Source organism: Microbispora sp. H10830 (assembly GCF_014161375.1).
Lineage (GTDB): Bacteria > Actinomycetota > Actinomycetes > Streptosporangiales > Streptosporangiaceae > Microbispora > Microbispora catharanthi.
The window spans coordinates 314840-327153 of sequence record NZ_JABBWX010000012.1 but is presented as its reverse complement, the minus strand read 5'-3'; the positions used below and the strand labels follow the sequence as shown (position 1 = coordinate 327153).

The following is a 12314-nucleotide window of genomic DNA, read 5'->3' as shown; positions in this document are numbered from 1 at the left end:
GGCGCTCAGCTCTCCGCCCGCACAGGAGCGACCGGGGCGAAGCGGGCGATGGGGTTGTCCAGCTCGCCGGCCATCTGCAGCGCGGCCGACGGATCGGTCAGGTCCACCATCTGCCGGTTGTCGCGCAGTTGCAGGCGGTTGAGGCACGACAGCGCGAACGTCCCGGCGAACAGGTCGTAGCGCCGGAACCGGCCCGCGAGGTGCGGGACCGACCGCTGGTAGGCCGCCGCGCACTCGGCGACGGTCCGCCAGAAGGCGTCCTCGTCCAGCACGCCGTCCGTGGCGAGCACCGCGTTGAGGAAGCGCAGGAAGCAGTCGAAGACGTCGGTGAAGATCGACAGCAACCGGTGTTCCTCGGGCACCTCCGCGCGGATCCGCCGGACCTCGGGCGGCAGGTCCGCGCCCGGATCCATCACCACGATCTCCTCGGCGATGTCCTTGAAGATCACCCGTTCCACCGTGCCGCCGTCGAGGACCAGGATGACGTTCTCGCCGTGCGGCATGAACGCCAGGTCGTACGCGTAGAAGGCGTGCAGCAACGGGACGAGGTACGCGTCGAGGTAGCGCCGCAGCCACACCTCGGGGGCGAGGCCCGACTGCGCGATCAGCGCCGCCGCGAACGACCGCCCCTCATCGTCGGTGTGCAGCAGGGAGGCCATCGTGGCCGGCCGCCGGCCCGGCTCCAGGCCCGCGACCGGGCTCTCCCGCCACAGCGCCGCCAGCATCTTCCGGTAGGGCGAGTGGCGGTCGGTGACCGCCTCGTACAGACGGTTGCGGTAGCCGACGGCCGCCCGCTCGCGGATGATCGTCAGGCGGGTCGCGCGGAGGACCTCGTCGTCCCCGATCAGGTCGGCGAGCCAGTCGTTGATCGCCGGGGTGCCCTCCATGTAGGCCGCCGACAGGCCCCGCATGAAGCCCATGTTCAGCACCGACAGGGCCGTCTTGACGTAGTGCCTCGACGGCTCGCTCGCGTTGAAGAACGTGCGGACCGACTGCTGGGCGAGATGCTCGTCGTCACCGGGGCCCAGGCAGACCAGCCGCCGCTCGGCGACCTCCGCCGCGAACGTCACCGAGATCCGGTTCCACCACTGCCAGGGGTGCACCGGCACGAGCAGGTAGTCGGCCGGGTCGAGCCCCAGGCCGGCCAGCGTGCCCGCGAAGCGGGTCAGGACCTCCTCGCCCAGTTCGCCGCGCATCAGCCGTTCGTAGTCGATGTCGCGCGAGCAGGTGAACGTGGTGTGGTCGCGGTGGGCGGCCAGCCAGATCAGCCGTACGGGCGCGGCGGCCTCGGGGGCGTACATGTGGTGGTCGTCGATTCCGTAGCCGATCCGGCCGCTGTTGGCCACGAAGCACGGGTGGCCCTCGGTCATGGCGGCCTCGATCTCCTGGAAGCCGGCCTTCGCCAGCTCGGCCGCGCCGACCGGCCGCCGGCTCAGCTTGTACGCGAGGCTCGCCAGCGTGGAGGTGATCTCCTCCAGGTAGACCGGGAGGACCTCGTCGCTCAGCCCGAGCGGGCCGCGCATCTCGGTGACGAACTCCAGCGCGTCGAGCGGCAGGGTCTCGCCGGAGAGCCGGTGGCGGGTGACCTCGCCGATGCGCCAGTGGTCGAGGGACATCACCGTGGCGGTGAAGCGATACTCCACGTGATCGCCGCGCACGGCCCACCGGCCGTCGCCGAGCGGGCGCGGGGTGAGCAGCCGCTCGTGGGCGAACTCGGCGAGCGCCTTGCGCACCAGCCGCCGGTTGGCCTTCTCCCAGGTGGCGGGGGTGAGATGGGAGACCGCCTGGATGGGGTTCACGCCGTCGCCTCCCGGGTCGCCGCGAGGAACCGCTCGCGGGTGCAGACGCTCAGCAGGGCGTCCTTCTCCGGCTTGGCGACGGTGCCCACGACCTCGAAACCGACGGCCGCGTTGAGCGCGTGCACCGCCGTGTTGCGCACGTCGGGCTCGACCACCACCCGCCGGGTCGCGGGATCGGCGAACAGCAGCTCCATGACCGTGGTGATCACGGCCAGGGTGAAGCCGTGGACCGGGGTCTCGGCGGGCGCGCACAGGAAGTGCATGCCGACGTCGCCCTCCTCGGCGTCGTAGAGGCCCGCCAGCTCGACCCGGGCCGGGTCGTAGCGCTCGGCCAGGAAGGCCGGGCGGCCGTTCACCAGCCCGAGGAACGCGTCGCGGTGCGGGTGTCCGACGATCTCGCGGTACTCCCTCTCCACACGGGTGACGTCGGCGTCCCGCATCATCCAGAACACGGCCTTGGGGTGGGTGACCCAGGCGTGCACGGCCGGGGCGTCGGCCCGCGGGTCGAGCCGGCGTACGGCGAGCTCGCCGACCCGGGCGTCCGTACGGCGGAAGAGGAGGTCTCTCACGCGACCACGCCCTCGGGCGCCCCGAACTCCTGGAAGGCGATGGCCTTCTCGACGGGGTAGTGCTCCCGGCCCAGGATCTGGCCGATGATCCACGAGTTGCGGTAGGGACCCATACCGAGGTCGGGGGAGGTGACGCTGTGGGCGTGGGTGGCGCCGTTCTGCACGAAGATCCCCCGGCCGGTGACGTCGACGCTGTAGTTCCTGGCCACGTCGAACCGGCCGTGCCGGTCCCACCGGATCCGGTCGCGTACGGGGTCGAGGAAGGCGGGAGGCTCGTAGCGGTAGCCGGTGGCCAGCACGAGCCCCTGGGTGACGAGCGTGAAGTCGCGCTCCTGCTCCACGTGGCGCAGGCCGAGCGTGTACTCGCCCGCGCCGGCGTCGTAGGCCGCCTCGCGCAGCTCGGTGCAGGTCAGCAGCCGGGTGGGGATCGGGCCGCCGACGGTCTTGGCGTACAGCAGGTCGAAGATGTCGTTGATCAGCGCCGCGTCGATGCCCTTGTAGAGGCCCTTCTGCTCGGCTTCGAGGCGGTAGCGGGTGTCCTCGGGAAGCGCGTGGAAGTAGTCCGCATACTCGGGGGAGGTCATCTCCAGGGTCAGCTTGGTGTATTCCAGCGGGAAGAACCGCGGGGACCTGGTCACCCAGTTCAGCCGGTAGCCGCGTGTGCCGACGTCGGCCAGCAGGTCGCGGTAGATCTCGGCGGCGCTCTGCCCGCTGCCGACGATCGTGATGCTCTCCTTCGCCTGCAGCTCGGCCTTGGCGTCGAGATAGCCGGCGTTGTGGACGAGGTCGCCGCCGAGGCCCCGGCAGGCCTCCGGCACGTACGGCGGGGTCCCGGTGCCGAGCACGAGGTGCGGGGCTCTGTGCTCGGTCTCACGGTGCTCGGTCTCCTCTCCGCCGCCGGTGACCGCGCGTACGACGTAGTGGCCGTCGGCCTCGTCGTACGTCACCGAGGTCACCCGGTGGCCGAAGCGGACGCTCCGCAGCCGCGCGGCGGCCCACCGGCAGTACGCGTCGTATTCGGCGCGCAGCTGGTAGAAGCTCTCGCGGATGTAGAAGGGATACAGCCTGCCGGTCTCCTTCAGGTAGTTGAGGAAGGAGTAGGGCGAGGTCGGATCGGCCAGCGTGACGAGGTCGGCGATGAACGGCGTCTGCAGCGTCACGGAGTCGAGCATCATCCCCGGGTGCCAGGCGAAACCGGGCCTCGCCTCCAGGAACACGCCGTCGAGCTCGGCGATGGGCTCGGCGAGGCAGGCCAGGCCCAGGTTGAACGGCCCCAGCCCGATCGCGACGAAGTCATGAGTGGACATGCGTCACCTCCGAGTGGTCGGCGACCGGGGCGAGGTCGTCCACATACCGCTGGGCGTGTCCGGCGAGGAGGTCGAGGACGTGCGCGACGTCGTCCAGCGTGGTCTCCGGGTTGAGCAGGGTGAACTTCAGGTAGTGGCGGCCGTCGACCGTGGTCCCCGCGACGACGGCCTCGCCGGAGGCGGCCAGCGCCTCGCGGGCGTACAGGTTCGCGTCGTCGGCGAGCTTGCGGCCCGGGCCTTTTTGCGGCAGGTAGCGGAAGACAAGGGTGCTCAGCGGCGACCGCGTGACGACCTCGAAGCGCGGGTCCGCCGCGACCAGGGCGTGCGACGCGGCCGCGCGGTCCACGACCTCGTCGAACAGCTCCCCGACCGCGTCCGGGCCCATCACGCGCAGCGTCAGCCAGAGCTTGAGCGCGTCGAAGCGGCGGGTGGTCTGCAGGCTCTTGTCCACCTGGTTCGGGATCCCCCGCTCGGCCATCCGACGGGGGTTGAGGTAGTCGGCGTGGTGGGCCGCGTGCCGCAGCACCGCGCCGTCGCGCACCAGCAGGGCGCTCGAGCTGACCGGCTGGAAGAAGGACTTGTGGAAGTCGACGGTGACCGAGTCGGCCCGCTCGATCCCGGCGAGCAGGTGCCGCCGTCTGCGGGAGACCAGCAGCCCGCAGCCGTACGCCGCGTCCACGTGCAGCCACACCCCGGCCGATCTGCACAGGGCGGCGATCTCCGGCAGGGGGTCGATCGAGCCGAAGTCGGTGGTGCCCGCGGTGGCCACCACGGCCATGACCACCAGTCCGGCGCGGCGGCAGCGATCGAGTTCGCGGGCGAGCGCGGCCGGCCGCATCCGCCGTTCGTCGTCGGTCTCCACGGTGACGACGGCGTCCGGCCCGAGGCCGAGCAGGTTCGCCGCCTTGCGCACGCTGAAGTGCCCGGCCTCGGACGTGATCACGCGTAGCCGCGAGGGAACGGCACCGGCGTTCGTACGAACCTCCTCGCGGGCGAGCAGCAGGGCGTGCAGGTTCGACTGCGTGCCGCCGCTGGTGAAGACGCCGTCGGCGGCGGGGCCGAAGCCGATCCGGCCGGCCGTCCATTCGACCAGGCGGCGCTCGATGAGCGTGCCGCCCGCGCTCTGGTCCCACGTGTCGAGGGAGGAGTTCACCGCCGACAACACCGCCTCTCCCAGCAGCGCGGGGATCACCACCGGGCAGTTGAGGTGCGCCAGGTAGCGGGGGTGGTGGAAGTAGACGGCGTCCCGCAGGTAGACCCGTTCGAGCTCGTCGAGGGCGGCGGCGTGGTCGTGCAGCGGCCGTTCGAGGTCGATCGCGGCGATCTCCGGCGCGAGCCGTTCCGGGGACACGCCGCTGAACGGCCGGTCGGCGCGCCGGATCCGGTCCGCCACCCGCTCGGTCGCCGCGGCCATCGCCCGCCGGTATCCCTCCACTGTGCGGTCGTTGAACAGGTACGGCCGCGCGGCCCCGGCATGGGGAGAGGTCATTGCCATCCTTACCGTTGGAAGTTAGGTTAGGCGAACCTAACTTTTGGGAGTCGACACGTGTCCCCGGTTGATTTATCCGAAGCGTGGTCAGCCGAGCTTCTTGGCGTTCCTGATCGCCGAGGCAAGGCCCTCCAGGATCGGCGCGGCTCCGGCGTACGAGAAGCGCGGCACGGGGTCCCAGCCCACGACCTGGTCGGCCTTGACGGCGGGCAGCTTGGCCCAGGACGGCTTGGACGTCAGGTCCTTGGGCTGCAGCGCGGTGCCGCGGTCGTCAAGCAGGATCAGATCGGCGTCGTACTTGTCGGCGTTCTCCCAGCTCAGGTTCTCGTAGTAGCCGCCGTCGCCGGGCTTTTCCGGCTTGACGACGTCGACCCCGAGCTGGGCGAAGTACATGAGGTCGGTGTTGACCTCCGGATTGGACACGTACAGCACGTCGGGGCTGCCCGAGGCGGCCAGCACCCTGATGCCGGGGTTCTCGGCGACCGCCTTGCGCACGCTCTCGGCGGCGGCCTCGAACCTGGCCTTGGCCTCGGCGACCTTCGGGGCCTTGAGGTCCGCGCCCAGCGACTCGGCGAGGGCGGCGTAACGCTCGATCGGCTCGGTCATCGGAACGCGGGCCGCGCTGACGGCAACGGTGGGAGCGAGCTTGACGATCGTGTCCTTGCTCTCGTCCGGGACGTACCACAGGGCCCCGGGGTCGTACATGTGCGTCACGAGAAGCTCGGGACGCAGCGCGGCGTACTTCTCGATGTTGAACTCGCCCCAGACGTTGCCGAGGATCGTGACCTTGTTCACGTCCAGGTCGCCGGCCTGCGGCTCGGGCGAGCCGTCGGCGCGCTTCGTCTCGCCGAAGACGCCGACGACTTTTTGCTGGAGGCCGTAGTCGGCGAGCACCGCCGCCGTCCCGGTGAACGCCACGACCCGCGAGGGGACGGCCCCGGCCGTGACCGTCTCCTTCCTGTCGTCGGTGAAGGACCACGATTTCGCGCTCTGACCTGCGGTGGAGGGCGCCGGATCGCTCGACCCGCAGGCGGCCAGCGCCAGGGTGAGTACGGCGGCTCCGCCCGCCGCGAAAAGGCCGCGACGGGACATGGGGGAGTTCAGGTTTCGCACGGTTCGTCTTTCTCTCACGGGGCAGGTTCTGCCGGCACCGGCCTTGGGGTTGATCGCTAGTTAGGTTACCCTTACCTAAGTTCTTGTCCAGAGGGGCGGTGGAAATCGCCCCCCGCCCCCCACCGGAGCCGGTCGTGGTCGTCATGGAGTCCTCGCAGATCAGCGGGCCTGCGGGGCCGCCGCGAAAACGCGCGGAAAACGGCCGGCGCGCCGCGGCGCTGCTGGGCTCGGCGATCGCCCTGGCCGCCCTCCTCGTGCTCAGCCTCGGGCTCGGCGCCCGGCAGCTCTCCCCGGCCGAGGTCTGGCACGGGCTCGTCGACGCCGACTCGGCCGCCTACACGGTCGTCCACCAGATGCGGCTGCCGCGCACCCTCCTCGGGCTGCTCGCCGGGGTCGCGCTGGGGGTCGCCGGCGGCGTCATGCAGGCGCTGACCCGCAACCCGCTGGCCGACCCCGGCCTGCTGGGGATCAACGCGGGCGCCTCGGCGGCGGTGGCCACGGCCGCCGGGCTTTTCGGGGTGGCGACGTTCCAGGGCTACGTCTGGTTCGCCCTGGCCGGCGCGGCGGCCGTGTCCGTGCTGGTGTACGCGGTGGGCGGCGGGCGCGCGGCCACCCCGGCGCGGCTGGCGCTCGCGGGAGCCGCCGTCAACGCCGCGCTCTACTCGTACGTGAACGGGACGATGCTGCTCGACGCGGCCTCGCTGGAGACCATGCGCTTCTGGACGGTCGGCTCGCTGGCGAGCGCGCAGGGCGAGACCGCGGCCATGATGGCGCCGTTCGTCGCGGCGGGCCTGCTGCTGGCTCTGGCCCTGGCCAGGCCGCTCAACGCGCTCGCGCTCGGCGACGACTCGGCGCGCTCGCTCGGCGCGCATCCCGCCCGGGTCCGCGCGGGCGCCATCGTGGCGGTGACGCTGCTGTGCGGGGCCGCGACGGCGGCATGCGGGCCCATCGTCTTCGTCGGGCTCATGGTGCCGCACCTCGTCCGGGCGCTGACCGGCCCCGACCAGCGCTGGATGCTCCCCTGCTGCGCGCTGCTCGCGCCCGTGCTGCTGCTCGGCGCCGACGTGCTCGGGCGGCTGGTGGCCAGGCCGGGCGAGCTGCAGGCGGGCATCGTCACAGCGGTGCTCGGCGGCCCGCTGTTCCTGTACTTCCTGCGAAGGAAGGTCCGCGTATGAGCGAGCGAAGCGAGCGAATCACTAGGCACAGCGTGATTCGCTCATGCGACTCCGAGCCGCCAGGCGAGGAGGTGGCATGAGTGCTGTCAGGCCCATGCCCGTCCGAAGGATCGCCGGCGGTATGCCCCTGCGGTTCAGGGCCGTCGCCGTCGGAGCCGGCTGCCTGCTGCTCGCACTCGTCTTCGGCGTGCTCGCGGTCGGCGGCGGCGACTACCCGATGAGCCCCTCCGACGTCGTCCGCACCGTCCTGGGCGGCGGCAGCCCGGCTGAGGACTTCATCGTGCACGAGCTCCGGCTGCCCCGCGTGGTCACCGCGCTGCTCGTGGGCGCCGCCCTCGCGCTGGCCGGCGCGGTCTTCCAGTCGCTCGTACGCAACCCGCTGGGCAGCCCCGACCTGCTCGGGTTCACCCAGGGCTCGGCGGCCGGGGCGCTCCTCGTGGTCGTCACGGGAGGCGGCAGTGCGGCGCTCGCGGGCGGCGCGGTGCTCGGCGGGGTCGTCACCGGAGCGGTCATCTACGCGCTGGCCTGGCGCGGCGGCCTGCAGGGCCACCGCCTCGTGCTGGTGGGCATCGGCGCCACCGCGATCCTTACCGGCGTCAACGGCTACCTGCTGACCCGGGGACGGCTGATGGAGGCGGCGCGGGCCATGCTGTGGCTCACCGGCAGCCTGGACGGGCGCGGCTGGGAGGACGTCCTCCCGCTGCTCGTCGCGATGGCGGTGCTGGCGCCGGTGGTGCTGCTCGGCTGCGCGCGCCCGCTGGCGATCAGTGAGATGGGCGACGACCTGGCGCGCGGCCTCGGCGTACGGGTCCAGGGCCTGCGGCTGGTCCTGCTGACGGCGGCCGTGCTGCTCACCTCCCTCGCGGCGGCGGCCGCCGGGCCCGTGTCGTTCGTCGCGCTCACCGCCCCGCACCTGGCCAGGCGGATGACCGGGGCGCCCGGGCCGAACCTGCTCGCCGCGACGTGCACGGGCGCGGCGCTGCTGACGGGCGCCGACCTGGCCGCGCAGCGGCTGTTCGCGGGCCACCAGCTGCCCGTCGGGGTGGTGACGGGGGTGCTCGGCGGCGGCTACCTCGTCTGGCTGCTCGCCGCCCAGCGGAAGGCGGGACGGATTTGACCCAGACGATCGAGCACGGAACCAGCGGGCACGGGAACGGAGTGGCGGGCATGCACGACGACGGGCCGCGCCTGAGCGGCAACGCGCTGACCCTCTCCTACGACAGGAGGGTCGTCGCCGAGGGCCTCGACGTCGTCATCCCCGACCGGTCCTTCACCGTGATCATCGGGCCCAACGCCTGTGGCAAGTCCACGCTGCTGCGGGCGCTGGCGCGCACGCTCCGGCCGGCCGCCGGGACCGTGCTGCTCGACGGGCGGGACATCACCTCCCTGCCCGCCAGGAAGGTCGCCATGACCCTCGGCCTGCTGCCCCAGACGTCCGTCGCGCCCGACGGCATCACGGTCGCCGAACTGGTCGGCCGCGGGCGCTATCCCCACCAGCGGCTGCTGCGCCAGTGGTCGGCCGACGACGAGCGGGTGGTGCGCGAGTCGATGGAGGCCACCGGGGTCGCCGACCTGGCCGGGCGCCTGGTCGACGAGCTGTCCGGGGGGCAGCGCCAGCGCGTGTGGATCGCGATGGCGCTGGCGCAGGAGACGCCGCTGCTGCTCCTGGACGAGCCGACGACCTACCTGGACATCGCCCACCAGATCGAGGTCCTCGACCTGTGCGCCCGGCTGCACGAGGAGCGCGGACGCACGCTCGTGGCGGTGCTCCACGACCTGAACCACGCCGCCCGCTACGCCACCCATCTGATCGCGATGCGCGACGGCCGGGTCGTGGCCGCCGGGGCGCCCGGAGAGGTCATGACCGCCGACCTGGTGGAGGAGGTCTTCCGGCTGCCCTGCCGGGTGATCGACGACCCCGAGACCGGCACTCCGCTGGTCGTTCCCGCCGCCCGCCGCCGTACCGAATCGGCTACGCGGTGATGAGAATCCCGCCGGGGACGGCGTCGTGAGCATCCCGGTGTCGGAGACGGCGTCGTGAACAGGGTGTATCGGGACGCCTGGGGCATCCCCCACCTGCGCGCGGGCGATCCGTACGAACTGGCCTTCGCCCAGGGGCGTGTCACGGCCCTTGACCGGGCCTGGCAGATGGAGGTCGAGCGGCGCCGGGCGACCGGCACGTCGGCGGCGATCCTCGGGCCTGACGCCGTCCCGTGGGACCGCTTCGCCCGGCAGGCCCGGCTCGCGGACACCGCCGAGCGCTGCCTGCACGCCCTGGAAGACGACACGGCACGCTGGGTGAGCGCTTACGTGGACGGGGTCAACGCTGGGCTCCCCGAAGGGGCGCGCCGGGCTCCGGAGTTCACCGCGACGGAAGCGACACGACCCGAGGCGGTACGCCCCGAAGCGACACGGCACGACGTGGCACGGCACGACGTGGCAGGGCTCGATGCGGCCGGGCTCGATGCGGCGGGGATCGCGCCGGGCCGGTGGGAGCCGTGGACGCCGATGGCGATCTGGCTGTCCCACCACATCCTCTTCGCGCACTTCCCGGCCAAGCTGTGGCGCGAGGCCGTGGCCGAGCGGCTGGGCCCCGAGGCGGTCGCGCTGTTCGCGGCCGACGGGCCGGGCACCGGCGGGAGCAACGGCTGGCTGGTCCCCGCGGATCGCACCGCCACCGGCGCGGCCCTGATCGCGGGCGATCCCCACCGGTTCATCGAGGACCCCGGCTTCTATCAGCAGATCCGCCTGGCCTGTCCCGAGTTCGACGTGGTGGGACTGGCCGTGCCGGGCGTTCCCGGCATCGCCCACTTCGGGCACGCGGGCTCGGTCGCCTGGGCGATCACCAACGCCATGGCCGACTACCAGGACCTCTACCGCGAGCGGCTCCGGTGCGCGGGCGGCCGCGTCGAGGCGCTGGGACCGGACGGCTGGCGTCCCTGCACCGCCCACGTCGAGGTCGTCGAGGTGGCGGGGGAGGCCCCGGTCGAGGTCGAGGTCGTCGAGACCGCGCGCGGCCCGGTCGTCATGGCGGACGCCCGCGCCCTGGGGGAGATCGGCCACGGACGCGTGTGGGAGGCGGTGAGCCTGCGATACCCGCCTCGGGTGCGCCGTGACCTGGGGTTCGCGGCGCTGCCGGCGCTGCTGCGGGCGAAGACCGTGGCCGACGTGGACCGGGCGCTCGACCGCTGGGCCGAGCCCGTCAACGTCGTGCTCGCCGCGGACACCGACGGCGGGCTGCTGCACCGGGTCGCCGGGACGGTGCCCGTCCGCCACCCGGTCAACGCGTTGCGGGTCGTGCCCGCCTGGGAGCCCGGCCACGAGTGGGGCGACCGGCACGCGCCGATGCCACACCGCGAGATCCGCGGCATCACGGTCATGGCCAACGAGCGGGGGATCGCCGCGCCGCTCGGCGTCGAGTTCGCTCCGCCATACCGCGCCGACCGGATCAGGCGCCTGCTCGACGGGTCGCCGCGCTGGTCGGCCGGAGACATGGCGACCGTCCACACCGACACCCTGCTGCCCAGCGCCGGCCCTCTCCTCGGCCTGCTGGCCGGGACGGACGGGCTCGGCCCCGAGGCCGTACGCCTGCGGGACCGGCTGTCGGCCTGGGACCGGCGCATGGACGCCGGCAGCACCGACGCGGCGGCGTACGCGGCGGTCCGGGCCGAGGTGGTGCGTCGCCTGGCGGCCCATCCCGCCCTGGCATCCCTGGCCGGACTGGACGCGGGGGTTCCCGAGGTCTTCCGGCCGTGGCTCGCGCCGGCTCCCCGTGTCGCGTACGCCCTGGAGAGCCTGCTGACGACCGGCCTGCTGCCCGGGCTCGACCGGGCAGCCCTGACGGAACTGGCCCGGGCGGCGCTGGAGGAAGTGGCGGCGCGCGGCGAAACGACCGGCGTCTCGTGGGGCGACCTGCACCGGCTCGTCCCCTGGCGGGCACTGCCGTCCCCTGCGATCTCAACCCCTGTGGACAACCCGGGTTCTGTGGACAACTCAGGCTCTGGGGACGGCGCGGCGCCGGCGGAGGCGGGCCTGCCGGGCGACCACGACTGTGTGCTGTCCACGTCGAGCGTGCCGGGCGTCACCCATCACTGCGCCCGGGGCCCGGCGGCGCGCTACGTGTGGGACCTCGCCCGGCGCGACGGGAGCCTGTGGATCGTCCCGTTCGGCGCGAGCGGCGTGCCCGGCGATCGTCATTGGCGTGACCAGCACCCGCTGTGGCTACGTGGCGAACTCGTGCCGGTGATCACGGACTGGAACCGATTGACGGAGGAGCGGCATGATCCCTGACGCGCGGACCACGGCCCCCGCCCGGCGCGAGGCCCTATGGGAGCAGGTGGTCGATGGATTCGGCGCCTTCCGCGTCGTGCCGGTGGACCCGCCGGCCGACGCCGGCCTGATCCACTCCTGGGTCACCGAGGAGCGTGCCCGGTTCTGGGGCATGCTCGACGCGAGCCGGATGCGGGTTCTGGAGATCTACGACTACCTGGACGGTCTCGCCACCCACCACGCCTATCTCGTCCACCGCGACGACCGCCCGGTGGCGCTCTTCCAGACGTACGAGCCCGAGGCCGACCCGGTCGGGGAGTGCTACGACGTCCAGCCGGGCGACTTCGGCGTCCACCTGCTTCTCGGGCCGGCGACGGGGGAGGGCGAGCGCGGCTTCACCTCCGCCCTGCTGTCCGTGCTCCTCGCGTACGTGTTCGCCGACCCGCGCCACACCCGGATCGTGGCCGAGCCGGACGCCCGCAACGACAAGGTGATCGACCGGATGCTGCGGACCGGCTTCACCCTCGGGCCCGAGATCGACCTGCCGGACAAGCGGGCCCGGCTGCTCTTCCTCACCAGAGACCACCGCTGAC

Annotated in this window: 10 protein-coding genes; 5 read left to right on the top strand and 5 right to left on the bottom strand. The window is 72.7% G+C overall.

The genetic code is table 11. The annotated features are described in order from the left end of the window. Positions 1 to 5: 5 nt before the first annotated feature. The 5 genes from HHX35_RS29150 to HHX35_RS29130 all read right to left on the bottom strand — a co-directional run bounded on the left by HHX35_RS29150 (position 6) and on the right by HHX35_RS29130 (position 6277). Positions 6 to 1799: an IucA/IucC family siderophore biosynthesis protein gene (locus HHX35_RS29150; RefSeq protein ID WP_182901867.1), complete on the bottom strand. Its 1794-nt coding sequence runs from the start codon at positions 1797 to 1799 to the stop codon at positions 6 to 8. Then, positions 1796 to 2368, bottom strand: coding sequence for a GNAT family N-acetyltransferase (locus HHX35_RS29145; RefSeq protein WP_182901866.1), 573 nt, complete (start codon positions 2366 to 2368; stop codon positions 1796 to 1798). The genes HHX35_RS29150 and HHX35_RS29145 overlap by 4 nt, the downstream gene beginning before the upstream one ends. Continuing rightward, positions 2365 to 3675: a lysine N(6)-hydroxylase/L-ornithine N(5)-oxygenase family protein gene (locus tag HHX35_RS29140; protein WP_182901865.1), complete on the bottom strand. Its 1311-nt coding sequence runs from the start codon at positions 3673 to 3675 to the stop codon at positions 2365 to 2367. The genes HHX35_RS29145 and HHX35_RS29140 overlap by 4 nt, the downstream gene beginning before the upstream one ends. Further along, complete coding sequence (locus HHX35_RS29135) at positions 3662 to 5164, bottom strand: aspartate aminotransferase family protein (RefSeq protein WP_182901864.1); 1503 nt, start codon at positions 5162 to 5164, stop codon at positions 3662 to 3664. Before HHX35_RS29135 ends, HHX35_RS29140 begins: the two co-directional genes overlap by 14 nt. 87 nt (positions 5165 to 5251) lie before the next feature. Continuing rightward, entirely contained in the window at positions 5252 to 6277 is a 1026-nt protein-coding gene (locus HHX35_RS29130; protein ID WP_310739368.1) for an ABC transporter substrate-binding protein, read from the bottom strand. A gap of 98 nt (positions 6278 to 6375) precedes the next feature. Here HHX35_RS29130 and HHX35_RS29125 point away from each other — a divergent pair, with 98 nt between their 5' ends. The 5 genes from HHX35_RS29125 (at position 6376) to HHX35_RS29105 (ending at position 12313) form a co-directional block, all read left to right on the top strand. After that, positions 6376 to 7452, top strand: a complete 1077-nt coding sequence (locus tag HHX35_RS29125) for an iron ABC transporter permease (RefSeq protein WP_310739367.1) — start codon at positions 6376 to 6378, stop codon at positions 7450 to 7452. A gap of 76 nt (positions 7453 to 7528) precedes the next feature. Further along, positions 7529 to 8569 carry an iron chelate uptake ABC transporter family permease subunit gene (locus HHX35_RS29120; RefSeq protein ID WP_259405479.1) on the top strand — a complete coding sequence of 347 codons (1041 nt, stop codon included), beginning with the start codon at positions 7529 to 7531 and terminating at the stop codon, positions 8567 to 8569. 50 nt (positions 8570 to 8619) lie between these two features. Beyond that, positions 8620 to 9435 carry an ABC transporter ATP-binding protein gene (locus tag HHX35_RS29115; protein ID WP_182901907.1) on the top strand — a complete coding sequence of 272 codons (816 nt, stop codon included), beginning with the start codon at positions 8620 to 8622 and terminating at the stop codon, positions 9433 to 9435. 54 nt (positions 9436 to 9489) lie between these two features. Next, complete coding sequence (locus HHX35_RS29110; RefSeq protein WP_182901863.1) at positions 9490 to 11742, top strand: penicillin acylase family protein; 2253 nt, start codon at positions 9490 to 9492, stop codon at positions 11740 to 11742. Further along, positions 11732 to 12313, top strand: coding sequence for a GNAT family N-acetyltransferase (locus tag HHX35_RS29105; protein WP_182901862.1), 582 nt, complete (start codon positions 11732 to 11734; stop codon positions 12311 to 12313). Before HHX35_RS29110 ends, HHX35_RS29105 begins: the two co-directional genes overlap by 11 nt. The last annotated feature ends 1 nt before the right edge of the window (position 12314 follow it).

What these genes read in the sequence shown, in the direction of transcription:
- HHX35_RS29140 (WP_182901865.1), bottom strand. Translation starts at nt 3,675, where the DNA reads ATGTCCACTCATGACTTCGTCGCGATCGGGCTGGGGCCGTTCAACCTG.
- HHX35_RS29135 (WP_182901864.1), bottom strand. Translation starts at nt 5,164, where the DNA reads ATGACCTCTCCCCATGCCGGGGCCGCGCGGCCGTACCTGTTCAACGAC.
- HHX35_RS29120 (WP_259405479.1), top strand. Translation starts at nt 7,529, where the DNA reads ATGAGTGCTGTCAGGCCCATGCCCGTCCGAAGGATCGCCGGCGGTATG.
- HHX35_RS29115 (WP_182901907.1), top strand. Translation starts at nt 8,620, where the DNA reads ATGCACGACGACGGGCCGCGCCTGAGCGGCAACGCGCTGACCCTCTCC.
- HHX35_RS29105 (WP_182901862.1), top strand. Translation starts at nt 11,732, where the DNA reads ATGATCCCTGACGCGCGGACCACGGCCCCCGCCCGGCGCGAGGCCCTA.